Here is a 26,181-nt window from a genome sequence, read left to right on the forward strand (position 1 = left end):
CATCCCCACCAGTTGAGACGCCCTCTCGCGAGCCCGCTGAGAGGCCCCTCGACCCCAGATCGAAACCCCAGCTGCGACACCTCTGAGGAGACAGTGCTGTGACCGGGATCAAGACGACCGGCGAGAAGAAGTTGATGTTCTTCTCCGGCCGCGCCCACCCCGAGCTTGCCGAGGAGGTCGCCCACCAGCTGGGTGTCGGGGTTGTCCCGACGAAGGCCTTCGACTTCGCCAACGGTGAGATCTATGTGCGTTATCAGGAGTCGGCGCGTGGTGCCGACTGCTTCCTGATCCAGAGCCACACGGCTCCGATCAATAAGTGGATCATGGAGCAGTTGATCATGATCGACGCGCTGAAGCGCGCGTCGGCCCGGTCCATCACGGTCATCGTGCCTTTCTACGGTTACGCGCGGCAGGACAAGAAGCACCGCGGACGTGAACCGATTTCGGCGCGTCTGATCGCGGACATGATGAAGACGGCGGGTGCGGACCGCCTCCTCACCGTCGATCTGCACACGGACCAGATCCAGGGCTTCTTCGACGGGCCGGTGGACCACCTGTTCGCGCTGCCGCTGCTGGCGGACTACGTGGGCCGGAAGGTGGACCGGGAGAAGCTGACGGTCGTCTCTCCGGACGCGGGCCGGGTGCGGGTCGCCGACCGCTGGTGCGACCGGCTGGGCGCGCCGCTGGCGATCGTGCACAAGCGGCGGGACAAGGACGTCGCGAACCAGGTCACCGTCCACGAGGTCGTGGGTGAGGTGAAGGGGCGCGTGTGTGTCCTGGTGGACGACATGATCGACACCGGTGGGACGATCTGTGCCGCTGCCGACGCGTTGTTCGCGCACGGTGCGGAGGACGTGATCGTGACGGCGACGCACGGTGTGCTGTCGGGTCCGGCGGCGGACCGTCTGAAGAACTCGCGGGTGAGCGAGTTCGTGTTCACGAACACCCTGCCGACGCCGGGTGAGCTGAGCGGGGACCTGGACAAGATCTCGGTGCTGTCGATCGCGCCGACGATCGCGAGCGCGGTGCGTGAGGTGTTCGAGGACGGTTCGGTGACGAGCCTGTTCGACGAGCAGTAAGGGCTCTCCCGGAGTTCCTGTAGATCGTTTTGGGTGCGGCCTCCCCTGCCGAGTAGACTGCTGCAGTTGCTCGGCGAGGGAGGCCGTTTCCCGTTGTGGGATCGGTGGTCCGTTATCGACGCGCTCTTCGTAGCAGGCCGTTCGTGGCCGGGTGACCACGTCCGTACCTGACTTCGAGGAGTGATTATGTCCGAGGTGAAGATCTCCGCCGCGACGCGCACCGAGTTCGGCAAGGGTGCCGCGCGCCGTATCCGTCGTGAGTCCAAGGTTCCGGGTGTCCTGTACGGGCACGGTTCGGACCCGCTGCACGTGACCCTGCCGGGCCACGACCTGCTGATGGCGCTGCGTACGCCGAACGTCCTGATCGCGCTGGACATCGACGGCAAGACCAAGGAGCTGGCGATTCCGAAGGCCGTGCAGCGTGACCCGCTGAAGGGCTTCCTGGAGCACGTCGACCTGCTGCTGGTGAAGCGTGGCGAGCAGGTCAACGTCGACATCTACGTCCACACCGAGGGTGAGCTGGCCCCGGGTGGCTTCCTGCTGGAGCACGTGCTGAACGCGCTGCCGGTCGAGGCCGAGGCCACGCACATCCCGGAGTCCGTGACGGTCTCCATCGAGGGTCTGTCCGCCGGTGACTCCATCCTCGCCAAGGACATCACGCTGCCGAAGGGCACGACGCTGGCCGTCGAGGAGGACACCGTCGTCCTTCAGGTCCTGGCCGCGCAGGCCGAGGAGGCCCCGGAGGGTGAAGAGGCCGAGGGCGAAGAGGCCGCCGAGGCCTGATCCTCTTCGTCGTCGTTTCGTCGGCCGCTGTTCCCGTGCGGAGCAGCGGCCGACGCGTATGAAGGAGACATGGACGTGACGACCGATGCCGCCGCTCCCTGGCTGATCGTGGGGCTGGGCAATCCGGGGCCGGAGTACGCGGGGAACCGGCACAACGTGGGTTTCATGGTGGCCGATCTGCTGGCGGATCGCATCGGGGGGAGGTTCAAGCGGGCGGGGAAGGCGCAGGCGCAGGTGATCGAGGGGCGGATCGGGCCGCCCGGGCCGGCGAACCGTCGGGTGATTCTGGCGAAGCCGATGTCGTACATGAATCTGTCGGGCGGGCCGGTGAACGCGCTGCGGGATTTCTACAAGGTGCCGGTCGCCCATGTGGTGGCGATTCATGATGAGTTGGACATCGATTACGGGACGTTGCGGCTGAAGCTGGGCGGCGGGGACAACGGCCACAACGGGTTGAAGTCGATGACGAAGGCGTTCGGGGCGGATTATCACCGGGTGCGGTTCGGGATCGGGCGGCCGCCGGGGCGGATGCCGGTGGCGGACTTCGTGCTGAAGGACTTCTCGTCGGCGGAGCGCAAGGAGCTGGACTACTTCGTGGACCGGGCGTCGGACGCGGTGGAGGCTCTGGTGATCGAGGGGCTGGAGCGGGCGCAGAGTACGTACAACTCCTGACTTGTCACCCCGGGGAGTTGACCGGCCGTGTGGGTATGGCCAATGATCCCGGCCATGCCCCCCACTGCCACCGCCTCTCGCCAGAGCTCTCATGCCGTGCTGCGGTTCGGTCGGTTCGCGGCGATGGGTACGGTCGCCGCGCTGATCCTGATCGCGGGTGTGTGGGCGTCGTGGGGTACGGCGCAGCATGTGATGCTGACGAAGGGCCGGGAGCGCGGCACGGTCGATGTGACGCGGTGCGGGCCGGACATGTGCACGGGTGCGTTCACGCCGTTGTCGGAGGGTGCGCAGCCGCGGGCGATGGTCGAGATCGCGAAGTCGGTCGCGGTGGAGAAGGGCCGGACCTACACGGTGGTCCTGAAGCCCGGCAGTGATGACGCGGTCCGTTCGGGTCCGGCGGGGATTCTGTACGCGTGGATTCCGCTGGGTGGTGCGCTGTTGCTGGCGTCGGTCGTGGTGGCGGGCGGGCTGTTGCGGACGCGGGCGGCGTGGGTGCTGGCGCTGTCGGGGTTCGCGCTGCTGACGGCGGCGTTCTTCGCCGTGTGAGGTCAGGTGCCGTCAGGCGAAGCAGAGGTGCCCCCGGGTTCGTACGGATACGAACCCGGGGGCACCTTCGTTGTGTGGCTCAGCCGGTGTTGCGCAGGCCCGCTGCCACGCCGTTGACGGTGAGGAGCAGGGCGCGGGCGAGGAGCGGGTCGGGCTGTTCGGCGGCGCCGACGGCGTCGCGCTGCCGCTTGAGCAGGGCGACCTGGAGGTAGGAGATCGGGTCGAGGTAGGCGTCGCGGATGGCGAAGGTCTGCTTCAGGACGGGCGCGGCGTCGAGGAGTTCCTCTTCGCCGGTCACGCGCAGCACCTCACGCACGGTCAGTTCGTGCTCGGCCTTGATGGTGTCGAAGACGTGCTTGAGTTCGTCGGGGACGAGGGTGTCGACGTAGTGCTGGGCGATCCGCAGGTCGGTCTTGGCCAGGGTCATCTCGACGTTGGAGATGAAGTTGCGGAAGAAGTGCCACTGTCCGTGCATCTCGTCGAGGACCGTGTCCAGGCCGGCCTCGCGCAGTGCCTTGAGGCCGGAGCCGACGCCGAACCAGCCGGGCACGATCTGCCGTGACTGGGTCCAGCCGAAGACCCACGGGATGGCCCGCAGCCCGTCGAGGCCGGCGCCGGTGTCCGGGCGGCGTGAGGGGCGGGAGCCGAGGTGGAGGTCGGCGAGCTGGTCGACGGGCGTGGAGGCGAAGAAGTACGCCGGGAGGTCGGGGTCTTCGACGAGCCTGCGGTAGGCGGCCTCGGCGGCCTCGGAGACGACGTCCATCGCGGCGTCCCAGCGGGCCAGGGCCTCGTCCGACTGGCGGGGGGCGGTGTGCAGGGCGGACGCCTGGAGGGTGGCCGCGACGCTCAGTTCCAGGTTTTCCCTGGCCAGGGCGGGGATGAGGTACTTGTCGGAGATGACCTCGCCCTGCTCGGTCACCTTGATCTCGCCTTCCAGGGTGCCCCAGGGCTGGGCGAGGATGGCGTCGTGGGTGGGGCCGCCGCCGCGGCCGACGGTGCCGCCGCGGCCGTGGAAGAGCCGGAGGCGGACGCCGTAGCGGTGTGCGACGTCGCGCAGGCGGCGCTGGGCGCGGTGGATCTCCCACTGGCTGGTGGTGATGCCGCCGAACTTGGAGGAGTCGGAGTAGCCGAGCATGACCTCCTGGACGTCGCCCCGCAGCGCCACGAGCCTGCGGTACGACGGGTCGGAGAGCATGTCCTCCAGGATGGTGTCGGCGGCCTTGAGCTCGTCCGTCGTCTCCAGCAGCGGCACGATGCCGATCTTGGCCCAGCCGGCGTGCAGGTCGATCAGGCCGGCCTCGCGGGCGAGGACGGCGGCGGCGAAGACGTCGTCGGCGCCCTGGCACATGGAGATGATGTACGACTCGATGACCTCGGGCCCGAAGACCTCCAGGGCCCGCTTCACGGTCCCGAAGACGCCGAAGGTCTTCTCGCCGGGCGCGTCCACCGGCGCCGGGGTGGGCGCGAGGGGGCGGCGGGAGCGCAGTTCCTTGGCGAGCAGCCTGGCGCGGTAGTCGCGGGGCATGTCCGCGTACCGCCAGGATTCCTCGCCGAGCCGGTCGAAGAGCTGGCCGAGGGCGTGGTGGTGGGCGTCGGCGTGCTCGCGTACGTCCATGGTGGCGAGCTGGAGGCCGAAGGCGGCCAGCGTGCGGATGGTGCGGGCGAGGCGGCCGTCGGCGAAGAGGCCGCCGCGGTGCTCGCGCAGGGAGCTCTGGATGATCCGCAGGTCGTCGAGGAGCTGGCTGGTGCCGAGGTAGTCGCGGCCCGGGACGTGCGCGGTGCCCTTGGCGAGGCGCTTCTTGGTGTTCTCCAGCTTCTGCCGGATGCAGGTGGCCTTGAGCCGGTAGGGCTCCTCGGCGTTGAGGCGCTTGTAGCGGGGGCTGATCTCGGGGAGGTTCTCCAGGTCGGTCTGGAGGGAGTTCAGCAGTTCCTCGGTGGCGCCGGCGTAGCGGATGGAGTTGGACAGGAAGCCGCGCAGCTCGTCGATCGTCTCGAGGGCGTCGTTGATGCCGTGCTCGTGCTGGAGGATGAGGACGTCCCAGGTCACCTGGGGTGTGACGTTGGGGTTGCCGTCGCGGTCGCCGCCGATCCAGGTGCCGAAGGTGAGCGGGCGGGTGTCGTCGGGGAGCTTGACCCCGGCGCGCTCCAGCTCGGCGGTGAGGTCCTCAAGGACGTCGCCGACGGCGTTGGCGTGCAGTTCGTCCAGGTAGTAGATGGCGTTGCGGGCCTCGTCGGCGGGCTCGGGGCGGACGACGCGCAGTTCGTCGGTCTGCCAGACGAGGTCGATGTTCTCGGCCAGCCGGATGTCGAGACGGCGGCGGTCGGACTCGATGACGGGGGTGTCCAGGAGCGCGGCGACGCGCCGGAGCTTGTTCAGGACCGACCGGCGCGCGGCCTCGGTCGGGTGGGCCGTGAACACGGGACGAATATTGAGGTTCCGGACCGTCTCGCGCAGGTGTTCGGGGTCGGCGTCCTTGAGCCGGTCGGCCGTACGGGCGAGCAGTCCGCCCTCGGCGGCGCGCCGGTTGCGCAGCTCGCGGCCGCGGTGGACCTGCTCGGTGACGTTGGCCAGGTGGAAATAGGTGGAGAACGCGCGGACCAGCTTGGCCGCGGTCTGTAGTTCCGTGCCGCGTAGCAGCTCGGCGGCGGCCTCGCCGTCCTCACGGGTGAGGCGGCGGACCTTCTCGACGAGTTCCAGGAGCTCAGGGCCCTCCTGCCGGACAAGGGTCTCCCCGAGGAGGTCACCCAGCCGGCGGATGTCGGCACGCAGCTCACTGCTCGTCGTCGTGGTCTGGTCGTCGGCACTGCTCACAGGTGCGGCTCCTTGCAGTGTTGAAGCTCGTCTGGGAGGGGAACCCGGACGGCGTCTCGCGCGGCGTGCGCCGCATACGGGCCGGACATCCGGGAAGAAATCAGAGCGGACCGCGCTGTCCGACCGACTCCAGGATAGGTGTCGGCGGGGACGCGCAGGCTCTCGGGCTCTTGCCGCCGGGCGGCGCACTGCCATACTTACGAAGCCGTAGGTTACGGAACCGTAGGAAGCACTGCGGGGTTCCCGTGGCCCGGCACCCCCTTCACCCTCCTCATACCCCCCAGGGGACGCGTATGACCAGTAGTTCCGACGTGATCGAGGACGCCCCCGAGGCGCCCGGTCAGGCCACCGACGCCGCAGCCCCCTCCGCCACGCTGGGCGGCGAGCAGAAGCGGTCCATCGAGCAGATCACCCTCCTCCTCTTCATCGCCGTCCCGTTCCTCGCGCTGCTGGCGGCCGTGCCGCTGGCGTGGGGCTGGGGGGTGAGCTGGCTGGACCTCGGTCTGCTGGTCTTCTTCTACTACCTGGGGTGCCACGGCATCACGATCGGCTTCCACCGCCATTTCACGCACGGTTCCTTCAAGGCCAAGCGGCCTTTGAAGATCGCGCTGGCCATCGCGGGCTCGATGGCGGTCGAGGGTCCTCTGGTCCGCTGGGTGGCCGATCACCGCAAGCACCACAAGTTCTCCGACGCGGAGGGCGACCCGCACTCGCCGTGGCGTTTCGGGGAGACCGTCCCGGCCCTGATGAAGGGCCTGTGGTGGGCGCACATCGGATGGATGTTCGACGAGGAGCAGACACCGCAGGACAAGTACGCCCCGGACCTGATCAAGGACAAGACGCTCCGCGCGATCTCCCGCCAGTTCATCCTGTGGACGGCCCTCTCGCTGGCGCTCCCGCCGCTGATCGGCGGCCTGGTCACGATGTCCTGGTGGGGCGCCTTCACGGCGTTCTTCTGGGGTTCGCTCGTCCGGGTGGCCCTGCTGCACCATGTGACGTGGTCCATCAACTCGATCTGCCACGCGGTCGGCAAGCGCCCCTTCAAGTCGCGCGACCGGTCGGGCAACGTGTGGTGGCTGGCGGTGCTGTCGTGCGGCGAGTCCTGGCACAACCTGCACCACGCCGACCCGACCTCCGCACGGCACGGGGTGATGCGCGGCCAGCTGGATTCCTCCGCGCGGCTGATCCGCTGGTTCGAGATGGCCGGCTGGGCGTACGACGTGCGCTGGCCGTCACGCTCGCGTATCGATTCGCGCCGTAACGACGGGGAAGGCGGCTCCCGGCGCGGGAAGGAACCCGTCGAGGCGGCATGATGGTCGCTGTGGCGACCGACTCGAGCAGCACCCCCAGCAATGACAAGCCGCGGCGAGTGCGTCGCACACGGATGACCGGTGCCGAGCGCCGCCAACAGCTGCTGGAGATCGGTCGCACACTCTTCGCGGCGAAGGGGTTCGAGGGCACGTCGGTGGAGGAGATCGCGGCGAAGGCCGGGGTCTCCAAGCCGGTGGTGTACGAGCACTTCGGCGGCAAGGAGGGGCTGTACGCGGTGGTCGTGGACCGCGAGATGCGGTGCCTGCTGGACATGGTGACGAGTTCACTCACGGCCGGTCACCCTCGCGAACTCTGCGAACAGGCGGCCTTCGCCCTCCTCGACTACATCGAGGAGTACACGGACGGCTTCCGCATCCTGGTCCGGGACTCCCCCATCCCCCAGTCGACGGGCTCCTTCGCCTCCCTGATCTCGGACATCGCCACCCAGGTCGAGGACATTCTCGGCAAGGAGTTCAAGAGCCGCGGCTTCGACCCCAAGCTGGCCCCGCTGTACGCCCAGGCCCTGGTCGGCATGGTCGCACTGACCGGCCAGTGGTGGCTGGACGTCCGCAAGCCGAAGAAGGCCGAAGTGGCCGCGCACCTGGTGAATCTGGCCTGGCACGGCCTGGACGGCCTGGAGCCGAAGCCGCATTTGATAGGGCGCCGCAAGTCCTAGCCGTCCTCCCCGATCGCCCGGTGCGTCAGCCCTCCTTCCGGGCCACGGCGAACACCCGGCGGAACGGGAACGGCGTGCCGTGCGCGCCCTCCGGGTAGGCCTCGCGCAGGGCGGCCCGGTACTCGGTGACGAAGCTCTCCCGCGCCCCGGGGTCGTCGGCGAGGGCCGTCAGCACGGGCCGCAGGCCGGTCCCCTTCACCCAGTCCAGCACCGGGTCCTCGCCCTGGAGCAGATGGATGTACGTCGTCTCCCAGACGTCGGCGGTGCAGCCGAGGGCCGTGAGGTGCTCCTGGTAGGCCTCGGGTGTGTTGACGGCGTCGGCGTGGCGCAGGGTGTCGGCGAGCCGGTCGCGCCAGCGCGGGGAGCCGGCGAGTTCGCGCATGAGCCGGTGGCTGGGGGCGTCGAAGTTCCCGGGCACCTGGAAGGCGAGGGTGCCGGACGGTTTCAGCCCGGCCACCCAGTCGGCGAACCGCTCGACGTGCCCCGGCACCCACTGCAGTGTGGCGTTGCTGACGATCAGGTCGTACGGCTCGGCCGGCGCCCAGGTGCGCACGTCGGCGTGGGCGAAGTCGAGGCGCCCGCCGCCCGCGGTGGGGCCCTGGTGATCGACGTGGGCCTTGTCGAGCATCTCGGGCGAGTTGTCGTAGCCGGTGATCCGGGCGGTGGGCCAGCGATCGGCGAGGAACCGCGTGACGTTGCCGGGGCCGCAGCCGAGGTCGGCGATGCGGGGTGCGGTGCCGGGCAGCTCGGGGACGCGGGCGAGGAGATCGGCGAAGGGGCGGGCGCGGTGGCCGGCGTGCCGGAGGTACTGGGCGGGGTCCCAGGTGGGGGCGGCAGCGGGCATGAAGTCCTCCAGATGTCCTGGTGGGTGACCGTCAGGGACGCCCACCCACCGTGACACCGACATATCTCGACGTCAAGAAAATGGACGTCAAGAGACTCTACGTCGACACAACCACTACACTGATCGCCATGGAGGACGAGGTCGACCGGCTGGTCGCAGCATGGCGCCGGGAGCGCCCGGACCTCGACGTGGAACCGCTCGAGGTGCTCAGCCGTGTGAGCAGACTGGCCCGGCATCTGGACCGGGCGCGCCGGCTGGCCTTCTCGGAGCACGGCCTGGAGCCGTGGGAGTTCGACGTCCTGACGGCCCTGCGCCGCGCGGGCACGCCGTATCAGCTCTCTCCGGGGCAGCTCCTCACCCAGACCCTGGTCACGTCGGGCACGATGACGAACCGCATCGACCGCCTGGCGAAGAAGGGCCTGGTGGAACGCCTCCCCGACCCCAGCGACCGCCGAGGCGTCCTGGTCCGGCTGACGGACGAGGGCCGGGACCGCGCGGACCAGGCCCTGGCGGGACTGCTGGACCAGGAGCGCGCGATCCTCGCGGAGCTCTCCCGGGCCCAGCGCGGCGAACTGGCGGGGCTGCTACGCCAGCTGACCGCCCCGTTCGACAACATCCCCGGCTAGGTCGACGGGCCCGACCCCGGCCCGCCGGGCCAGGGCGACGGCGGCCAGGGTGGAATGCACACCGAGCTTGCCGAGGACGTTCTGCATATGGGTCCGCACGGTGTGCGGTGACAGAAACAGCCGCTCGGCGACGGCCTTCCGGCCCAGCCCGGCGACCATGCACCGCAGCACTTCCCGCTCCCGCGGCGTCAGCGACTCGACCAGCTGCTCGCTCTCGGTGCGGTGCTTGCGGGCGGCGGTGAGCTCCCGCAGTACGCCGGTCAGCAGGGCGGGCGGCAGATGGGTCTCGTCGCGCAGCACCCCGCGGATGACGGTCAGCAGCCGGGACAGCGAGCAGTCCTTCGCCACCCACCCCGAGGCTCCGGCCTGCAGGGCCAGGGCGGCGCGCCGCGGGTCGTCCTTCTCGGCGAGCACGACGATCCGTACGTTCGGCTGCGCGGACCGCACGCCCGTGACGAGGGAGATCCCGTCGACGAGCCCGTCCTCGTTGCTCTCCTGCACCGGTACGGCCGGACGTATGCCCGGCACCATGCCGCCCAGATCGGCGTCCACGAGCAGCACGTCGAAGCGCCGCCCCTCGGCGACCGCCCGCTCCAGGCTGCGCAGCGCGGCGGGACCGCTGCCGGCCGCGGAAACGTCGACGTCGGGCTCGGCGGCCAGGGCCGCGGCGAGTGACTCGGCGAAGATGCGATGGTCGTCGACGACCAGGACTCGGATGCGAACCACGTAACCCCCTCCCCCAGTGCTCCGGAGAGCAGGGGATACCCCATCGTCGGAACACGACACCGCACGGATACGACGCCGGAGTGCCCGGCCGCTGCGTCTGTCCGTCCGTCCCGCAGCAGCCTGACGGGGTCGCCGCAGCCGCACGGCCGCCGCCGTGCAGACACTGCTACCCCCACCCCGGGCGTCGTACCCGGCTGTCTCGCCCCCTGATCGGCACCGGCCCCCACCGGTGCTGTTCATCAGAGTACGGCCGGGGGCCGGGAGCGGAAGGTTATTTGCAGAACTGACTGTCCAGCACGTTTATGGTGTGCCGCATGTTCCGTCTTGAGACAGAAGTCGACAAGGCCCGACGTGATCTGCTCCGCACACGCCTGCGGGAAGCGAACACAACCGCCTCTCCGATCCTGCGAGCCCTGCGCGGAACTCCGGACGAAAGGGACGTCCCGTTGCACGTGTGGGCTGTGAACGACGCGGATGACGATCTGGCCGGCGGCCTCGTCGGCTACACCTGGGCGACCTGGCTCCACGTCACCTACCTCTGGGTCGACGAACGCCACCGCGGCACGGGCCTAGGCGCCGCCCTGCTCCACGAGGCGGAACGCATCGCGTCCAAGAACCGCGGCTGCCGCTCGTCCCGCCTGGAGACCTGGGACTTCCAGGCCCCGCGCTTCTACGAGAAGCAGGGGTACGAGGTGGTGTGCGTGATCCCGGACTATCCGCCGGGGATCACGGAGTACACGCTGATGAAGAGGCTGGGCTGACGACCTGGTTGCCGTCGCGGTTCGGCCCCTCGATAGCGTGGGTTCGCTTGAGTTGTCCCCCCACATCAACGGGAGCACCAGTGAACCGCCCCGCTCGGCTCGTGACGGCCGCGCTCACCGCATCCGCGGCCTTGCTGCTGACCGCCTGTGGCTCGGGGGGAGGTGACGAATCGTCCTCCGACAAGATCGCGGGAGCGGATTCGGCTGAGAAGCCGTCAGCTTCGCCGTCGGTGTCCGCGTCGGCGGATGGGATCGATCGGCCGGCGATCAAGCTGCCCTCGGACATGACGCTGGATTTTGAGGGGCAGCAGACCGGGGATGCCACGAAGGACGCGATCCTGGCGGACAACGAGCGGGCCGTCAGCACCGTATGGCAGGCCGTGGCCTCCGGCGATCTGAAGAAGTCGGGTATGGGCTTCTACTACACAGACACCGCGCTGAGGGCCGTCTACGACTACGCGAAGAACAACAACGCCAACAAGACGAGCTGGGCCGGCACCCTCCGCTACTTCGACCGCCAGGTAACGGTGTTCGACAAGACGACGGCAGCCCTGACGTACTGCGTGGACGAGAGCAACGCGAACGTCAAGGACCTCAAGACCAACAAGGTGAACGTGGTCGAGACCTCGCCTGACAGCTACGTCTACTACAACACCGGCGTCAAGAAGGACAAGGAGGGCGTCTGGCACATCTGGCAGCTCCACGAAGACCGCGGTTCCAAGAGGTGCCAGCCGTGATGCGACGCCTGGGACTCGCGGCACTGACCACCGCAGCACTCTGCCTCGGGGTGGGCACGGCTGTCGCTGGAGGTATCGGCAGCAATGGAGCCCAGAAACCGAATACGTCCGGTGACTCCTCAGGACGACTGCTGCAGTCACATGTCAGCTTCAGCGTGAAGGGCCGAGCCCCCTCCAAGGACGGCGGCCCCATCGCGTCCACTGCCGTGGACTGGGAACCACCGGCCTGCTGGTACGAGCCTTACTGGAAGGCCAAGGACTTCAAGACCTACACCGAGGCCAACTGGTCGATGTACGAGTCCGCCGGTGGTGCGCCCAAGGGCATCGCGGACGACAAGGCTCGCTACAAGGGGGGCCATCCCTACGAAGACTTCAACGTCGACAAGAACGACAAGGGCATGTGGTGGGTGGCCGTCACCAACCCGAAGATGAAGGATGACCCTGGCGCCAACGACTGCAGGCGCAAGCCCTTCTGGGTGGACAACGGTAAGGACCCCGGCGTCCCCCAGGCCATCGACACCGAGACCCTCGCCGGGCTCGCGCACCAGCGGACCGTCGTGCCCCCGACCAAGATCTCCCTGGCTCCGAACGGCAAGTCGACGGTGAACGCCCCCACCTGGATCTGGCTGGACAAGGGCGCCTTCAAGCCGGTCTCGGTCACGGCGAGTCTGCCCGGTACCGGGCTGTGGGCGACCACGACCGCCAAGCCGGTGAGTCTGCACATCGACCCGGGCACGGAGGACGCGGAGAGTCTGCCGGCGTCCGGGGAGTGCGGGATCAACGACGACGGTTCGATCGGCGAGCCGTACGCCAAGGGCAAGGCGGAGCTGACGCCGCCGTGCGGGGTGCGGTACCTGCGGTCGTCGGCGGGCGACTCCTACGCCCTGGAGGCGACGCTCACCTGGGAGATCTCCTGGGAAGGCTCGGGCGGCACGGGCGGCGACCTGCCCAACGGCACGTTCGCCACGACCACCGAGGTGCCGGTCCAGGAGTACCAGGCCGTCAACCGCTGACAATTCGAGAGCGGCCCCTTGCCTGAGTGAGGGGCCGCTCTCGTCGTGTTGGGTCAGCGCACCCGCCGCGCACCCGCCGAAGGCACCGCCTCGAACACCCGCGGTGCCGTGAAGCCCGCAGCCGCGAAGGCTTCCGTCACCGCCTTGGTGATGGCGTCGACGTCCGTCTCCTCCGCGAGGACGATCGCCGAGCCGCCGAAGCCGCCGCCGGTCATGCGGGCGCCGAGGGCGCCGGAGGCGAGGGCCGTGTCGACGACCAGGTCGAGTTCGGGGCAGGAGATGCGGAAGTCGTCGCGGAGGGAGGCGTGGCCCTCGACCAGGATCGGGGCGATCGCGCGGGTGTCGTCGCCCGATTCCAGCAGCGACACCACTCGTTCGACGCGCTCGTTCTCCGTGACGATGTGGCGGACCAGGCGGCGGACCTCCTCCTCGTCGCCGAGGCGGGACAGTGCCTCGTCCAAGTCGTCATAAGGAACATCTCGTAGCGCGTTCACGCCCAGCAGGGCCGCGCCCTTCTCGCAGCCCGCGCGGCGCTTGCCGTACTCGCCCTCGCTGTGGGAGTGCTTGACCTGCGTGTCGACCACGAGGAGGCGCATGCCCTCGGCCGCCAGGTCGAAGGGGATCTGCTTCTGGGAGAGGTCGCGGGTGTCGAGGAACAGCGCGTGGCCCGCCTCGCAGCACGCCGACGCCGTCTGGTCCATGATGCCGACCGGGGCACCGACGTAGACGTTCTCCGCGCGCTGGCACAGGCGGGCCAGCTGCCAGCCACGCAGGCCGAGCGAGAACAGGTCGTTCAGGGCCAGTGCCACCACTACCTCCAGGGCCGCGGAGGAGGAGAGGCCCGCGCCCGAGGGGACCGTGGAGGAGAGGTGGATGTCCGCGCCCGTGACCGCGTGGCCGGCCTCGCGCAGGGCCCAGACCACGCCAGCCGGGTACGCCGTCCAGTTCTTGTCCGACTCCGGGGACAGGTCGTCCAAACGGAGTTCGGCAACCCCGCCCTCGACGTCCGCCGAGTGCAGGCGCAGGACGCCGTCCTCGCGGCGTGACACCGCCGCCACCGCCGTGTGCGGCAGGGCGAACGGCATGACGAAGCCGTCGTTGTAGTCGGTGTGCTCGCCGATGAGGTTGACGCGGCCCGGTGCCGCCCATACCCCGTGCGGTTCGGCGCCGTACAGCTCGCTGAACCGTGCGGCGACCGTCTCCGCCACAGCCTCGCTCATGCCTGTCCCCTGACCCTTCCGTACCTTCAGTTACCGCGCCGCTGCGCGAAGTCCCACGCGTCCGCGACGATTCCCGCGAGGTCCGCGCGGGACGGGTTCCAGCCCAGCTTCTCGCGGGCCGTGGCGGCCGAGGCCACCAGGACCGCCGGGTCGCCGCCCCGGCGGGGGGCGACCACTTCGGGGATCGGGTGGCCGGTCACGCTGCGGACCGTCTCGATGACCTCGCGGACCGAGAAGCCGGCGCCGTTGCCGAGGTTGCAGATGAGGTGCTCGCCGGGGGTGGCCGCCTTCAGGGCCAGCAGGTGGGCCTCGGCGAGGTCGGCCACGTGGATGTAGTCGCGGACGCAGGTGCCGTCCGGCGTCGGGTAGTCGTCGCCGAAGACGGAGATCGCCTCGCGCCTGCCCTGCGCGACCTGGAGGACCAGCGGGATCAGGTGGGACTCGGGGTCGTGGCGCTCGCCGTGCTCGCCGTAGGCGCCCGCCACGTTGAAGTAGCGCAGCGAGACCGCGCCCAGGCCGTGTGCCGCCGCCTCGCCGGTGATCATGTGGTCGACCGCGAGCTTCGAGGCGCCGTACGGGTTGGTCGGAGACGTCGGCGCCGACTCGACGATCGGGACCTGCTCGGGTTCGCCGTACGTCGCCGCCGTGGAGGAGAAGACGAGCCTGGCCACGCCCGCCTCGCGCATCGCGGCCAGCAGGGCCATGGTGCCGGCGACGTTGTTGTCCCAGTACTTCTCCGGCTTCACGACCGATTCGCCGACCTGCGAGAACGCGGCGAAGTGCAGGACGCCGTCGTACGAGGAATCCAGCCATTTGGCGGCATCGCGGATGTCGCCCTCGATGAAGGTGACGCCCGCCGGGACGCCCTCACGGAAGCCCGTGGAGAGGTTGTCCAGGACGACGACCTCGTGGCCCGCCTCCAGCAGGTGCTGGGCGACGACGCTGCCGACATAGCCCGCACCGCCCGTCACCAGGTACTTCCCGCTCATGAACTCGCTACCTCTCGCAGTCGCTCGGCCGCGCGCTCCGGCGGCACGTCGTTGATGAACACGTTCATGCCGGACTCGGAACCCGCGAGGAACTTCAGCTTGCCGGAAGTGCGGCGGATGGTGAAAAGCTCGAGGTGAAGCGCGAAGTCCTCACGCACGACCCCGTCGAAGTCCTCCAGCGCGCCGAACGGGGCCTGGTGCCAGGCCGCGATGTACGGCGTCGGAGGCTCGCCCTCACCGAAGATCCGGTCGAAGCGCCTCAAGAGTTCCAGATAAATCTTGGGAAACTCTGTGCGCGCGTCCTCGTCCAGACCGAGCAGGTCGGGCACACGGCGCTTGGGGTACAGGTGCACCTCGTACGGCCAGTGCGCCGCGTAGGGCACGAATGCCACCCAGTGTTCACCCTCCAGGATGACCCGCTCGTCGGCGAGTTCACGCTCCAGGACGGCGTCGAAGAGGTTCTCCCCGCCTGTCATCTCCTTGTGGGTCGCGACGGAGCGGAGCATCAGGGCGGTGCGCGGGGTGGTGAAGGGGTAGGCGTAGATCTGCCCGTGCGGGTGCTGGAGGGTCACGCCGATCTCGGCACCGCGGTTCTCGAAGCAGAAGACCTGCTCGACGGAGGGGAGATGGGACAGCTCCGACGTACGGTCCGTCCACGCCTCCAGCACCAGGCCCGCCTGCTCCTCGGTGAGGCCGGCGAAGGAGACGTCGTGATCGGAGGTGAAGCAGACGACCTCGCAGCGGCCCGAGTCCCCGGCCAGCGAGGGGAAGCGGTTCTCGAACACGACGACGTCGTACGACGAGTCCGGGATCTCGCTCAGCCGGTCGCCCTCGGAGGGGCACAGGGGGCACTCGTCGGCCGGCGGGTGGTAGGTGCGGCCCTGGCGGTGCGAGGCGATGGCGACGGAGTCGCCGAGCAGGGGGTCGCGGCGGACCTCGGACGTCGTGACGGTGCGGTCCAGGGGGCGGCGGTCGGCCGCGTCGCGCACGGTGTCGTCACGCAGGTCGTAGTAGATGAGCTCGCGACCGTCGGCCAGCCGGGTCGAGGTCTTCTTCACGCCGGACTCCTCATCCTTCAAACATAACCCAACATATAAAAACACAACTCACCACACACGTCAACATCACAATCAAACAAAGGCCGTCAGCAGACGTGTTCAATGACTGAACGCGGAGGCGTAGATTCCGCGGCGTATCGGTTCGCGCAACGAAGCGAGGGCTCATGCAGACCCCCACATATCTGTCAGCCGAGCTGCGACTCCCCACGAACTGGCTCGACTACTCGCTCCTCGGCATCTACTTCGCCGTCGTCCTCGGCATCGGCTTCGCCGCCCGCCGCTCGGTGAAGACGAGTCTCGACTTCTTCCTCTCCGGCCGTTCCCTGCCCGCCTGGGTCACCGGTCTGGCCTTCATCGCCGCCAACCTGGGCGCCACCGAGATCCTGGGCATGGCCGCCAACAGCGCGCAGTACGGCGTCTATACGACGCACTGGTACTGGATCGGCGCCATCCCGGCCATGGTCTTCCTGGGCCTGGTGATGATGCCCTTCTACTACGGCTCCAAGGTCCGCTCGGTCCCCGAGTTCCTGCTCCTGCGCTTCGACAAGGGGGCGCATCTGCTGAGCTCGATCCTGTTCGCCTTCGCCGCGATCCTCATCGCCGGCGTCAACCTCTACGCCCTGGCCATCGTCGTCGAGGCGCTGCTGGGCTGGCCGGAGTGGGTGGCGATCGTCGTCGCCGGCTTCTTCGTCCTCGCGTACATCACGCTCGGCGGCCTGTCCTCGGCGATCTACAACGAGGTCCTGCAGTTCTTCGTCATCCTCGCCGCGCTCATCCCGATCGCGGTCCTCGGCCTGAGGAAGGTGGGCGGCTGGGACGGCCTGTCCGACTCCCTCACCGAGTCCCGCGGCGCCGACTTCATGACGTCCTGGGGCGGTACGGGCATCGGCAGCGACAACCCGCTGGGAGCGAACTGGCTGACGATCGTCCTGGGCCTCGGCTTCGTCCTCTCCTTCGGCTACTGGACGACGAACTTCGCCGAGGTGCAGCGCGCCCTGTCCGCCAAGAACCTCTCGGCGGCCCAGCGCACGCCCCTCATCGCCGCGTTCCCGAAGATCTTCATCGTGTTCCTGGTGATGATCCCGGGTCTGGTGGCCGCCGTCCTGGTCCCCAAGATCGGCACTTCCGGCTCGGACCTCCAGTACAACGACGCGATCCCGTACCTGATGGCACAGCTGCTGCCGAACGGCGTGCTGGGCATCGCCGTCACCGGCCTCCTCGCGGCGTTCATGGCGGGCATGGCGGCGAACGTGTCGTCGTTCAACACCGTGTTCACGACGGACATCTGGGCGAAGTACGTCGTGCGGGGCCGCGAGGACGAGTACTACGTGCGCTTCGGCCGGCTCATCACCGTGATCGGAGTCTTCGCCTCCATCGGCACGGCGTTCCTGGCGCGGTCCTTCTCGAACATCATGGCCTACCTCCAGACGCTGTTCTCCTTCTTCAACGTGCCGATGTTCGTCGTCTTCATCATCGGCATGTTCTGGAAGCGGGCGTCGATGAAGTCGGGCTTCTGGGGGCTGCTCGTGGGCACCACCGCCGCGATGATCAACTACTTCGTCCTCTACAAGCAGGGCATCGTCGACATCCCCTCCGACCAGGGCGCCAACTTCGTCTCGGCGATCGCGGGGTTCGTGGCGGGCGCGGTCGTCATGGTGGCGGTGTCGCTCTTCACCGCGCCGAAGCCGGCCGAGGAACTCCAGGGGCTGGTCTACGGCACGACCTCGCCCGGCATGACCGAGCCGCCGGCACCGGGGGACGAGGCCTGGTATCGCAAGCCGGCGTTGCTCGGCTGGGGTGCGATCGTGCTGGCCGCGGCCTGCTACATCCCGTTCTCGTTCTGACCGTTCCTGTTCCGACCGAGGGAGGATTGACGTATGTCCGAGTTCTACTCCGACAAGGACGTGCAGCGGGAAGTCACCGAGCTGCAGGGCAAGTCGGCGACGGCCGCGCGGCTGTTCGACATCCGGCGGATCATCGGCGGGCTGTTCGTGGTGTACGGCGTAATCGTGACGATCGCGGGGTTCACGGCGTCCGATGCCGACATCGACAAGGCGGAGGGGGTCAACATCAACCTGTGGACCGGGGTGGGCATGTTGCTGCTCGGTCTGTTCTTCCTGGTGTGGCTCAAGCTGCGGCCCGCGGCTCCGCCGCCGCCGGGGGAAGAGGAGACAGTGGAGTAACCCTGCGTTGTCGTGTGCCCGGTGTCAGTGCCGGTGCCGGGTGGGTGCGCAGCTCGGCGTAGCGGGGTGCCGCTGCGCCCACCCGTGCCGCCCCCAGCGGCACGCATGCCCGCAGCGGCGGGGGGGACTACGCAAGGGGACGTGTCGGGGGGTGTCCGCCCGCAGCTGGTTGGCGCGTCAACGAACAGTCAGTCGGCGTGAGACCCCATCGCGCCGTTCCGAGGACGGACACCCCCCGACACGGCCCCGACCCACCACCACCGCGCAGCACAGGCCGCCGCTCACGGCTCTCGCGACACCGGCCCTGCCCGATCCAGCAACCCGGTCCGCGCCGCCAACGCCGCCGCCTCCAGCCGTGAACCCACCCCCAGCTTCATCAGCACCCGCTGGACATGCGTACGGGCGGTCGACGGTGCGATGCCCATGCCCGCCGCGATCAGGCGGGTGTCCTCGCCGTCGGCGACGCGGACCAGGACCTCCACCTCTCGTGGCGTGAGCATCTGGAGCAACCGCTGGCCCTCGTCGTCCGGTTGGGCCGCCGGGTTCAGCAGCTCGCTGAACGCGCCCTGCAGCAGTTGCGGCGCCACCGCCGCCTCCCCCGCCCGGGCCTTCATGATCGCCCGCTCGACACCCTCTATGCGCTCGTCATGCCGGACGTATCCGGCCGCCCCCGCCGCGAACGCCGCCGCGATCCCCCGCGGACTCGGCACCGGGCCCAGCACCAGCACCGCCACCTGCGGCCGCTCCCGCTTGATCCGCACCACCGGATCGAAGATCCCCGGCTCCGCCGGCGTGGCCGTCCCCAGCAGGCACACCTCCGGCGCCCGTGTGATCACCAGCTCCGCCGCCCCCGCGGCTGGCGCCGCCGCGGCCAGTACCCGGTGCCCCCGCAGCTTCAGCGCGGAGGCCAGCGCCTCCGCCAGCAATCGGTGGTCGTCGACCACCATGAGCCGCACTCCCATCGAGCAACCCCCCAGTCACCCCAGTCCCCCCAATGGAAGCCCCCCGGCTCCCCCGCCTTCATGCCCCCGGAAGCTACACGCTTGTTCGACGTTGCGCTCCCCTACCCGCGAGAATCGCCCCGGATCGCCGAAATTCCTCTCATTCGAGGTTGACTGAGCCAAACGCGAACGGTCCCGCCCCTGAACAGGGACGGGACCGAAAGGAACCTCAGTCGATCACCAGATGATCATCGGACGATCAGCCCGTACCGAAGCCGACCGCCAGGTACTCCTTGTCACCCGTCGAAGACCGCTTGCTCGCGTACACCTTCGACATGTACAGATGCCCCTCGGCGTACAGGAACTCCGAGTAGTCCGGCGACATGCTGGACTCCACGTCGCGCACCTGCTCCGACGCGGGGTTCTCCAGCAGCTTCGTCTCCTTGAAGCTGCCCCCGTCGATGCTCACGATCTGCCCGCCCTTGTCGTACGGCGGCCGCTTGTACGCGATCAGGTTGCCGCCGTCCATGCGCAGCGGCGAGATCGTGTAGCCGTCACCCGCGTCGGCCCGCTGCCCGGTCTGCTTGCCGGTGGCGAGGTCGAAGGCGACGATCTCGTTGGTCTGGCTGTACTCGCCCTTGCCGTCGTGCTCCTCGGTCGGGATGTACAGCCGGTCGCCGCCGACGGCCAGCTGGTTGCAGTACTCGATGCGGGTGATGCCCTCGCAGCGCGCCGCGAACTGCTCGCCCGGTGCCGAGATACGCGTCCGCAGCTTGCCGGTCTTGTTGTCGATGGAGAAGAAGTCCGAGATGCCGCTGCCGTCGCCCGCGGAGTCGCCGACGTCGGCGGCCACCACGAGCGGGTTGGTCGACACGACGCTGGCGTACTCGATGCCCTCGGCCATCTTGTACTCCGAGATCACCTTCCCGGACTTCGGGTCGATGGTCTGGATGTGCAGCTGCCGCTGCTCGTAGGAGCCGCACTTGCGCACCGCGACCAGCTTCTCGCCGCCGCCGTACCCGGCGTCGTAGCAGGAGTCGCTCGGCTTCGGGCTCCACAGCGGCTTGCCGGAGATGTCGAAGGCGGCGCCGCCGCTGCTGCTGCCGACGGCGACGGTCTTGCCGCTGACCGTGACGTTGTCGAAACTGATCAGCTGGTCACCGGTCTTGACGGTCTTGGACCACAGCTCCTTGCCCGCGTCGAGATCGATCACAGCGACCTGGCTGCACCCGTGCGAGGGGTCGGCCTTGGTCGGCATCGCGGGCTGGTAGAGGATCGCCGTCTTGTTGTCGTCGGTGACATGGCGGCTGGCCTGGCAGACGGGGCCGTCCAGCGGGATCGTCCACTGCTTGCCGCCCGTGTCGCGGTCGTAGCCGACGATCTGGGCGATGCCGCTCTTGGCATACGTCTTGTCGGTGAGCCACGAGCCGGAGACGACGACCGTGCTGTCGTTCTTCACCTCGGGCGCCGGGACCTGGAAGAGGACCTTGGCGCTGGGGTCGGACGGTGCCTTCTCCTTGCCGCCGGAGGCGGTGCCGCCGTTGTTGTCGTCCGTGCCGCCGGTGCTGCCGCCGGAGCTGGCGGTGTCGTCCTTCGTGCCGTCGTCCTTGGACGAGGAGTACCAGACACCGCCGCCGATGATCAGGGCGATCGCCACGACCGCGGCGACGATGATCGCCAGCTGCGCGTTGAACTTCTTGCCGCCGCCGGGCTGTCCCGGGTATCCGGGCTGCGGCTGGAGCGGCATGGTCCCCTGCGGATAGCCGTAACCGGGCTGACCGTAGCCCGGCTGCCCCGGCTGCCCGTATCCCGGCTGCCCTGGCTGCCCCGGCTGCCCGTAGGGCGCCTGCGGCTGCTGACCGGGGTAGCCGTAACCGGGCGGCGGACCCTGCGGGGCCTGCGGCGGCTGGGGTGGCGCCTGCGGAGCCGCAGGCGGGGGCGTCTGGGGAGCCTGCGGATAGCCGTACCCCGGCTGCGGGGGCTGGTCCTGGGGCGGCCCGAAGCCTCCCCCGGGCGGGGGCTGCTGGGGTGGCGGGGGCGGCGGCTGGGTCATGACGTGAGCACCTCGGGGAAGGGGAGGGAGGACGAAGAGGGAGGAAGAGTCACTTGCCGTAGGCGAGCATCAACTTCTCCTTCGTGTCGTCGTTTCCGCTCAGCCGGGTGGTCGAGATGTAGAAGCGGCCGTCGACCCAGTCGAGGTCCTTGGAGAAGAAGCCGTTCTCGATGTCCGCGGCGCCCTGCGGGTTCTGCAGCAACTTGACCGGCTTGTGGGCGCTGCCGCCGGTCGGTATGGACACGATCTGGCCGCCCGCGTCGTACGAGGGCTCGATGTAGGCGATGAGCTTTCCGCCCTCGATCTTCATCGGCAGCATCGACTCGTCGGACGGGGACTTGACGCGCCACTTCTCCTTGCCGTCGGCGAGGTTGACCGCGACGATCTCGTTGGCGCCGGTGGTCGCCTCGGTCGGCAGGTAGAGCGTGGTGTCGTCGACGGCGACGCCCTGGCAGCCCTGGAGGTCACGCTCGAGGATGGCCCAGCCGCACTCGGGGGCGAAGTCCTCGTCGAAGCCGACCTGCGAACGGAACTTGCCGCCATCGGTGAAGGTGGCGATGTTCCAGGCCTTCTTGTCCTCGTTGGTGCTGTAGATGACCAGCGGGCTCACGGAGTAGGCGCGCGCGACCCGCCAGCCCTTGTCGAACGGCTTGGTCCACTTGGCCTTGCCGGTCTTCGGGTCGAGCTCCTGCACCTCGTCGTGCTCGTTGTTGCCACCGGCGCCGCAGGAGGAGACGGCGATCAGCTTCTCGCCGCCCGCGAACGCGGCGGGGAAGCAGGAGTCGCCGTAGCGCTTCTTGTCGAAGAGCTTGTCGCCGTTGGTGACGTCGTACGCCGTGCCGGACTGGGAGCGGCCCACCATCAGCGTGTTGCCGGTGACGGACAGTTCGACGGAGAGCGTGGAGTCGAACAGGGCGCCGTCGGCGACCTCTTCCTTCCAGCCCTTCTCGCCGGTGTTGAGGTCGATCTCCTGGAGCTGGTTGCACTTGGCGCGGTCGCTGCTGCCGCTCATGTACGCGACGACGATCTTGTCCTCGCCCGTCTTCTCCGGAGTGGTGGCGCAGATCTTCTGGGGGAAGGTGATCGGGTCCCAGGCCGGCTTGCCGTCGCCGACGTTGTAGGCGAAGAGCTGCTTGTAGGCCGCCTTCACCGCGGACTTGTCGGTGATCCACATGCCGGGGGCGTCGGCGCCGGAGCCCGGCGCGTCGGGCGCCTCCTTGTACCAGAGGACCTTGGCCTCGCCGGCCTGGCGGCCCTCGTTGAGGTTCTCCGGGTCCTCGCCGCCGTCGCCTCGGCCGTCACCGGGGTTGACCGGGTCGGAGGCGCCGGGCTTGGAGTCCTTGCTCTGCCCGGCGACCGGCTTCTTCTTGCCCTTGCCGTCGTCGCCGGTGACCGCCCACACGGTGCCGCCGACCACGAGCAGCGCGGCGACCGCGGCGCCGATGATCAGGGCGGGCTTGCCCTTGAAGGGGTTGCCCGAGCCGCCCCCGGGCGGGGTGCCGGGCGCGCCGGGGTACTGCGGCTGGGGCGGGTAGCCGTAGCCGGGCTGGCCGTACGGTCCCGGCTGCTGCGGCTGGCCGTAGGGGCCGGAGTTGTACGGGCCCGGCTGTCCGTAAGGGCCCGGCTGCGGAGGCTGCTGCGGATAGCCGTACCCCGGCTGCGGAGGCGGCGGCGTCTGCGGCGGGCCCTGCGGGGGCGGCGGCGTCTGCGGCGGACCCTGGGGTGGTGGCGGGGTCTGCGGTGCCCCGTAGCCACCGCCCTGCGGCGGCTGGTTCTGCGGTGCTCCGAAGCCACCGTGCGGTGGCTGACTGGGCGGCTGAGTCATCAGCGGCTCCCCCGTTCGATCACTGATTTTTAGCCACGCCCTGAGGTACGCGATGGGCTCAGAGTCGTTTCATAAAGTTCTAAGACGGCTCTTTCTATCACCCCGTTCCAACAACGGACCGGGCCGTATCACCCCCTGTTCCCAAGGGAGGACCGGCCCGTGATGCCGTCGTTATGCGCCTTCACGCACCCTTCACGCGTCCTCGGCGAGTTCCAGCCAGCGCAGCTCCAGTTCCTCGCGCTGACCGGCCAACTCACGCAGTTCGGCGTCCAGTTCGGCCACCTTCGCGAAGTCCGTGGCGTTTTCGGCGATTTGGGCGTGGAGCTTGGTCTCCTTCTCGGAGACCTTGTCGAGCTGCCGCTCGATCTTCTGGAGTTCCTTCTTGGCGGCGCGCTGGTCGGCGGCGCTCTTCTCCGGGGCGGCGCTCTGCTGCGCGGCGGCGGCGGGTGCCGAGGCGGCCGCGGCCTCCTCCATGCGCCGGCGCCGCTCCAGGTACTCGTCGATGCCGCGCGGCAGCATCCGCAGGGCGCCGTCGCCGAGCAGGGCGAACACCCGGTCGGTGGTGCGCTCGATGAAGAACCGGTCGTGGGAGATGACGATCATCGAGCCGGGCCAGCCGTCGAGCACGTCCTCGAGCTGCGTCAGCGTCTCGATGTCGAGGTCGTTGGTGGGCTCGTCGAGGAAGAGGACGTTGGGCTCGTCCATGAGCAGCCGCAGCAGCTGGAGCCTGCGGCGCTCACCGCCGGACAGGTCGCCGACCGGCGTCCACTGCTTCTCCTTGGTGAAGCCGAACGTCTCGCACAGCTGCCCGGCGGTCATCTCGCGCCCCTTGCCGAGGTCGACGCGCTCGCGCACCTGCTGCACGGCCTCCAGCACGCGCGTGCTCGGCTCGAGTTCGGCGACCTCCTGGGACAGGTAGGCGAGCTTGACGGTCTTGCCGACCTTGACCTGCCCGCCCACGGGCTGCGCCTCCCCGTCGGTCCGGGACGCCTCGGCCATGGCCCGAAGCAGGGAGGTCTTCCCAGCGCCGTTGACACCGACGAGACCGATCCGGTCGCCGGGCCCGAGCTGCCAGGTGACGTGCTTGAGGAGGACCTTGGGGCCCGCCTGAACGGTGATGTCCTCCAGGTCGAACACGGTCTTGCCCAGCCGGGTGGACGCGAACTTCATCAGCTCGCTGCTGTCGCGGGGCGGCGGTACGTCCTTGATGAGCTCGTTGGCTGCCTCGACGCGGAAGCGCGGCTTGGACGTACGGGCGGGCGCCCCGCGCCGCAGCCAGGCCAGCTCCTTGCGGACGAGGTTCTGCCGCTTGACCTCCTCGGTCGCGGCGATGCGCTCGCGCTCGGCCCGGGCGAAGACGTAGTCGGTGTAGCCGCCCTCGTACTCGTAGACCGCTCCGCGCTGGACGTCCCACATGCGGGTGCACACCTGGTCGAGGAACCAGCGGTCGTGGGTGACGCAGACGAGGGCGGACCGGCGGACCTGGAGGTGCCGGGCCAGCCAGGAGATGCCCTCCACGTCGAGGTGGTTGGTGGGCTCGTCGAGGACGAGCAGGTCCTGCTCCTCGATGAGCAGCTTGGCGAGGGCGATACGGCGTCGCTCACCGCCGGACAGCGGCCCGATGACGGTGTCCAGGCCCGCGGGGAACCCCGGCAGGTCGAGCCCGCCGAACAGGCCGGTCAGCACGTCCCTGACCTTGGCGTCGCCCGCCCACTCGTGGTCGGCCATGTCGCCGATGACCTCGTGGCGGACGGTCGCCTCGGGGTCGAGGGAGTCGTGCTGCGTGAGCACGCCGCTGCGCAGTCCGCCGGAGTGCGTGACGCGCCCGGTGTCGGCCTCCTCCTGCTTGGCGAGCATCCGGATCAGCGTGGTCTTGCCGTCGCCGTTGCGGCCGACGACACCGATGCGGTCCCCTTCGGAGACGCCGAGGGAGACGCCGTCGAGCAGGGCGCGGGTGCCGTACACCTTGCTGACGTTCTCGACATTGACCAGATTGACGGCCATTACTCTCCTGACAAGGGGGACGATCGACCCTCCAGGGTAGTCGGGCGGCGGGGTGCTCCGGCCGGGGTGTTCAGGAGCCCTCGGCGTCCTCCCGGCGGCGCTGGTAGCGCCACACGTCCATCAGCCTCTCGTCGAACGGCAGCTCCGGGTCGAGGGGGCCGATCCGGTGCTCGGCCTCCACACAGCGCGGATCGTCGCGGTAGGCCAGCCCGGACACGGCACAGATGCGAATCGGCTGCCGCTCGTCACGGGTGAGGGCGACCAGCGCGTCCCCCACCTCGGGCTCGCTCCCCCGGTAGTGCCCGAGCCAACGGCACGCGGCCTCTCGCACGCCGGGATCCTCGTCGCGGGCCAGGGTGAGCACCGCGGTGAGGCTCTCGGGGCGGACCAGGGACCGGCCGTCCTCGGACTGCTCCAGGGTTTCGGGGACCAGGGCGCGCACCGCCGGGTCCGGGTGGGCGAGGTATGCCAGGCCGACGGCCTCGATCTCCGGAGCGCTGTCGTGGGTCATCGCGTGGAGCAGGACCGCCAGCACCTCCGGGTCCTGCTCCTGTTCCGCCCAGGGCACGAACTCCCGCCCCCGGTCCCAGAACGGGGCGTCTCCCTTGGCGATGTCTCCGAAGATCAGGGACAGCAGGAGGTCGGCGGCGAGCAGGCGATACAGCCGGCCGGGATGGTTGAGCAGGTCCCGGCTCCACTGCCAGGTCTCCTCGTCGACCCGGCGGCCGAGGGTGAAGACGACGTCGCTCCAGACGACGTGGTCCCGGTCGGGGTGGGCGAGGGCGCGCTCGACCAGTTCGTCGAACGGGGTGCGGATGCCGTAGCGGGCCTCCATGGAGGTGAGGATCGCCCGGTGCTCGTCGCGCACGGTGAGCTCGCCGAGTGTGAGCTGCTCGCACCACCAGCCGACCTCCTCGTCCACGACCCGGACCCGCTCGACCGGCCCGGTGAGGCCGGTTCGGCGCCGCAGTTCCGCCTCCGCGCCCGCCTCGGACCGGGTCCGGGCGCGGGCCAGCAGTTCCTCGCGGTCCGGGAGCGACAGCGGTACGCGGTGGCGTAGGAGCGCGTTGGTCAGCGCGTACGAGCCGGCGTCCACCGCCCGCAGCAGCGGGGTGCTCCCGTCGGGCAGCCGACGCAGGGGGGCGGCGCCGGCCTCGATCAGCGCCTCGGCGACCGGCTTGTCGTACGCCGCCACAGCCAGACAGAGAACCGGGAGCCCGTCAGTCCCGTCGAGGGTGTCGGGATCGGCCCCGGACTCCAGCAGAGCCCGGACCTCGTCGGCGTCTCCGCGTCGTACCGCCGCGATCAGTTCCCGCATGCCC

Annotated in this window: 23 protein-coding genes; 12 read left to right on the forward strand and 11 right to left on the reverse strand. The window is 69.4% G+C overall.

All coding sequences use genetic code 11. The annotated features are described in order from the left end of the window. Positions 1–98: 98 nt before the first annotated feature. The 4 genes from OHU35_RS17325 (at position 99) to OHU35_RS17340 (ending at position 3,080) form a co-directional block, all read left to right on the forward strand. Positions 99–1,079 carry a ribose-phosphate diphosphokinase gene (locus tag OHU35_RS17325; protein WP_189726796.1) on the forward strand — a complete coding sequence of 327 codons (981 nt, stop codon included), beginning with the start codon at positions 99–101 and terminating at the stop codon, positions 1,077–1,079. 186 nt (positions 1,080–1,265) lie between these two features. Further along, positions 1,266–1,862, forward strand: a complete 597-nt coding sequence (locus tag OHU35_RS17330) for a 50S ribosomal protein L25/general stress protein Ctc (RefSeq protein ID WP_189726797.1) — start codon at positions 1,266–1,268, stop codon at positions 1,860–1,862. 69 nt (positions 1,863–1,931) lie between these two features. After that, entirely contained in the window at positions 1,932–2,534 is a 603-nt protein-coding gene (pth, locus tag OHU35_RS17335) for an aminoacyl-tRNA hydrolase (protein WP_189726798.1), read from the forward strand. A 42-nt stretch (positions 2,535–2,576) separates the two neighbouring features. After that, positions 2,577–3,080 (forward strand): hypothetical protein, encoded by a 504-nt coding sequence (locus OHU35_RS17340; protein WP_189727057.1) that lies wholly within the window; start codon positions 2,577–2,579, stop codon positions 3,078–3,080. Positions 3,081–3,159: 79 nt separating this feature from the next. Here OHU35_RS17340 and ppc read toward each other — a convergent pair whose 3' ends face one another. Beyond that, positions 3,160–5,892: a phosphoenolpyruvate carboxylase gene (gene ppc / locus OHU35_RS17345; RefSeq protein ID WP_189726799.1), complete on the reverse strand. Its 2,733-nt coding sequence runs from the start codon at positions 5,890–5,892 to the stop codon at positions 3,160–3,162. 293 nt (positions 5,893–6,185) lie between these two features. Between ppc and OHU35_RS17350 the strand changes: the two genes are divergently transcribed. Both OHU35_RS17350 and OHU35_RS17355 read left to right on the forward strand, forming a co-directional pair. Continuing rightward, the gene (locus OHU35_RS17350) at positions 6,186–7,205 is read left to right on the forward strand and encodes a fatty acid desaturase (RefSeq protein WP_189726800.1); all 1,020 of its coding nucleotides are present in this window, start codon (positions 6,186–6,188) and stop codon (positions 7,203–7,205) included. After that, positions 7,202–7,879: a TetR/AcrR family transcriptional regulator gene (locus tag OHU35_RS17355; RefSeq protein ID WP_189726801.1), complete on the forward strand. Its 678-nt coding sequence runs from the start codon at positions 7,202–7,204 to the stop codon at positions 7,877–7,879. The genes OHU35_RS17350 and OHU35_RS17355 overlap by 4 nt, the downstream gene beginning before the upstream one ends. Before the next feature lie 25 nt (positions 7,880–7,904). Here OHU35_RS17355 and OHU35_RS17360 read toward each other — a convergent pair whose 3' ends face one another. After that, positions 7,905–8,723: a trans-aconitate 2-methyltransferase gene (locus OHU35_RS17360; protein ID WP_405505854.1), complete on the reverse strand. Its 819-nt coding sequence runs from the start codon at positions 8,721–8,723 to the stop codon at positions 7,905–7,907. Between the two features lie 128 nt (positions 8,724–8,851). Between OHU35_RS17360 and tamR the strand changes: the two genes are divergently transcribed. Continuing rightward, a complete protein-coding gene (tamR, locus tag OHU35_RS17365) occupies positions 8,852–9,349 on the forward strand; it encodes a MarR family transcriptional regulator TamR (protein WP_030242768.1) in 498 nt (165 codons plus the stop codon). Here the strand turns inward: tamR and OHU35_RS17370 are convergent. After that, positions 9,308–10,075: a response regulator transcription factor gene (locus OHU35_RS17370; RefSeq protein ID WP_189726803.1), complete on the reverse strand. Its 768-nt coding sequence runs from the start codon at positions 10,073–10,075 to the stop codon at positions 9,308–9,310. The two genes, tamR and OHU35_RS17370, sit on opposite strands and share 42 nt — an antisense overlap. Positions 10,076–10,377: 302 nt before the next feature. Here OHU35_RS17370 and OHU35_RS17375 point away from each other — a divergent pair, with 302 nt between their 5' ends. The 3 genes from OHU35_RS17375 to OHU35_RS17385 all read left to right on the forward strand — a co-directional run bounded on the left by OHU35_RS17375 (position 10,378) and on the right by OHU35_RS17385 (position 12,586). Beyond that, the gene (locus OHU35_RS17375) at positions 10,378–10,836 is read left to right on the forward strand and encodes an N-acetyltransferase (RefSeq protein WP_189726804.1); all 459 of its coding nucleotides are present in this window, start codon (positions 10,378–10,380) and stop codon (positions 10,834–10,836) included. 284 nt (positions 10,837–11,120) lie between these two features. After that, complete coding sequence (locus OHU35_RS17380; RefSeq protein WP_229873137.1) at positions 11,121–11,573, forward strand: hypothetical protein; 453 nt, start codon at positions 11,121–11,123, stop codon at positions 11,571–11,573. A gap of 155 nt (positions 11,574–11,728) precedes the next feature. After that, positions 11,729–12,586: a hypothetical protein gene (locus tag OHU35_RS17385; protein WP_405505856.1), complete on the forward strand. Its 858-nt coding sequence runs from the start codon at positions 11,729–11,731 to the stop codon at positions 12,584–12,586. Positions 12,587–12,639: 53 nt separating this feature from the next. Here OHU35_RS17385 and galK read toward each other — a convergent pair whose 3' ends face one another. From galK to galT, 3 genes are read right to left on the reverse strand one after another with little or no spacing between them, the layout of a single operon-like run. Continuing rightward, complete coding sequence (gene galK / locus OHU35_RS17390; protein ID WP_405505857.1) at positions 12,640–13,806, reverse strand: galactokinase; 1,167 nt, start codon at positions 13,804–13,806, stop codon at positions 12,640–12,642. 26 nt (positions 13,807–13,832) lie between these two features. Beyond that, positions 13,833–14,795: a UDP-glucose 4-epimerase GalE gene (gene galE, locus OHU35_RS17395; RefSeq protein ID WP_359893711.1), complete on the reverse strand. Its 963-nt coding sequence runs from the start codon at positions 14,793–14,795 to the stop codon at positions 13,833–13,835. Further along, a complete protein-coding gene (gene galT / locus OHU35_RS17400) occupies positions 14,792–15,853 on the reverse strand; it encodes a galactose-1-phosphate uridylyltransferase (RefSeq protein ID WP_189726808.1) in 1,062 nt (353 codons plus the stop codon). The genes galE and galT overlap by 4 nt, the downstream gene beginning before the upstream one ends. Positions 15,854–16,017: 164 nt before the next feature. On the opposite strand from galT, the gene OHU35_RS17405 reads away from it, so the two are divergent. Next, positions 16,018–17,697: a sodium:solute symporter family protein gene (locus OHU35_RS17405; RefSeq protein WP_405505859.1), complete on the forward strand. Its 1,680-nt coding sequence runs from the start codon at positions 16,018–16,020 to the stop codon at positions 17,695–17,697. Between the two features lie 33 nt (positions 17,698–17,730). Then, positions 17,731–18,036 carry a hypothetical protein gene (locus tag OHU35_RS17410; RefSeq protein ID WP_189726810.1) on the forward strand — a complete coding sequence of 102 codons (306 nt, stop codon included), beginning with the start codon at positions 17,731–17,733 and terminating at the stop codon, positions 18,034–18,036. Between the two features lie 281 nt (positions 18,037–18,317). Here the strand turns inward: OHU35_RS17410 and OHU35_RS17415 are convergent, their stop codons facing one another. From OHU35_RS17415 to OHU35_RS17435, 5 genes are all read right to left on the reverse strand, one after another. After that, on the reverse strand, positions 18,318–18,998 hold the full coding sequence (locus tag OHU35_RS17415; RefSeq protein WP_184598126.1) for a LuxR C-terminal-related transcriptional regulator: 681 nt from the start codon (positions 18,996–18,998) through the stop codon (positions 18,318–18,320). Between the two features lie 238 nt (positions 18,999–19,236). After that, positions 19,237–21,030: a PQQ-binding-like beta-propeller repeat protein gene (locus OHU35_RS17420; RefSeq protein WP_405505861.1), complete on the reverse strand. Its 1,794-nt coding sequence runs from the start codon at positions 21,028–21,030 to the stop codon at positions 19,237–19,239. Positions 21,031–21,079: 49 nt separating this feature from the next. Beyond that, on the reverse strand, positions 21,080–22,855 hold the full coding sequence (locus tag OHU35_RS17425; protein ID WP_405505863.1) for a PQQ-binding-like beta-propeller repeat protein: 1,776 nt from the start codon (positions 22,853–22,855) through the stop codon (positions 21,080–21,082). 192 nt (positions 22,856–23,047) lie between these two features. Next, positions 23,048–24,859: an ABC-F family ATP-binding cassette domain-containing protein gene (locus OHU35_RS17430; protein ID WP_405505865.1), complete on the reverse strand. Its 1,812-nt coding sequence runs from the start codon at positions 24,857–24,859 to the stop codon at positions 23,048–23,050. A 70-nt stretch (positions 24,860–24,929) separates the two neighbouring features. Next, positions 24,930–26,177, reverse strand: a complete 1,248-nt coding sequence (locus OHU35_RS17435) for a HEAT repeat domain-containing protein (protein ID WP_405505867.1) — start codon at positions 26,175–26,177, stop codon at positions 24,930–24,932. Positions 26,178–26,181 lie beyond the last annotated feature (4 nt).

Origin of the sequence: Streptomyces purpurascens (assembly GCF_045040895.1) — a bacterium.
Lineage (GTDB): Bacteria > Actinomycetota > Actinomycetes > Streptomycetales > Streptomycetaceae > Streptomyces > Streptomyces purpurascens.

Bases quoted from the DNA above. Each gene is read 5' to 3' on its own strand.
- OHU35_RS17350 (WP_189726800.1), top strand. From the start codon at position 6,186: ATGACCAGTAGTTCCGACGTGATCGAGGACGCCCCCGAGGCGCCCGGT.
- tamR (WP_030242768.1), top strand. From the start codon at position 8,852: ATGGAGGACGAGGTCGACCGGCTGGTCGCAGCATGGCGCCGGGAGCGC.
- OHU35_RS17405 (WP_405505859.1), top strand. From the start codon at position 16,018: ATGCAGACCCCCACATATCTGTCAGCCGAGCTGCGACTCCCCACGAAC.
- OHU35_RS17430 (WP_405505865.1), bottom strand. From the start codon at position 24,859: ATGGCCGTCAATCTGGTCAATGTCGAGAACGTCAGCAAGGTGTACGGC.
- OHU35_RS17355 (WP_189726801.1), top strand. From the start codon at position 7,202: ATGATGGTCGCTGTGGCGACCGACTCGAGCAGCACCCCCAGCAATGAC.
- OHU35_RS17340 (WP_189727057.1), top strand. From the start codon at position 2,577: ATGATCCCGGCCATGCCCCCCACTGCCACCGCCTCTCGCCAGAGCTCT.
- OHU35_RS17360 (WP_405505854.1), bottom strand. From the start codon at position 8,723: ATGCCCGCTGCCGCCCCCACCTGGGACCCCGCCCAGTACCTCCGGCAC.
- OHU35_RS17380 (WP_229873137.1), top strand. From the start codon at position 11,121: ATGACGCTGGATTTTGAGGGGCAGCAGACCGGGGATGCCACGAAGGAC.
- OHU35_RS17375 (WP_189726804.1), top strand. From the start codon at position 10,378: ATGGTGTGCCGCATGTTCCGTCTTGAGACAGAAGTCGACAAGGCCCGA.
- OHU35_RS17435 (WP_405505867.1), bottom strand. From the start codon at position 26,177: ATGCGGGAACTGATCGCGGCGGTACGACGCGGAGACGCCGACGAGGTC.
- galK (WP_405505857.1), bottom strand. From the start codon at position 13,806: ATGAGCGAGGCTGTGGCGGAGACGGTCGCCGCACGGTTCAGCGAGCTG.
- OHU35_RS17420 (WP_405505861.1), bottom strand. From the start codon at position 21,030: ATGACCCAGCCGCCGCCCCCGCCACCCCAGCAGCCCCCGCCCGGGGGA.
- OHU35_RS17410 (WP_189726810.1), top strand. From the start codon at position 17,731: ATGTCCGAGTTCTACTCCGACAAGGACGTGCAGCGGGAAGTCACCGAG.
- pth (WP_189726798.1), top strand. From the start codon at position 1,932: ATGGACGTGACGACCGATGCCGCCGCTCCCTGGCTGATCGTGGGGCTG.
- OHU35_RS17415 (WP_184598126.1), bottom strand. From the start codon at position 18,998: ATGGGAGTGCGGCTCATGGTGGTCGACGACCACCGATTGCTGGCGGAG.
- OHU35_RS17330 (WP_189726797.1), top strand. From the start codon at position 1,266: ATGTCCGAGGTGAAGATCTCCGCCGCGACGCGCACCGAGTTCGGCAAG.
- galE (WP_359893711.1), bottom strand. From the start codon at position 14,795: ATGAGCGGGAAGTACCTGGTGACGGGCGGTGCGGGCTATGTCGGCAGC.
- OHU35_RS17425 (WP_405505863.1), bottom strand. From the start codon at position 22,855: ATGACTCAGCCGCCCAGTCAGCCACCGCACGGTGGCTTCGGAGCACCG.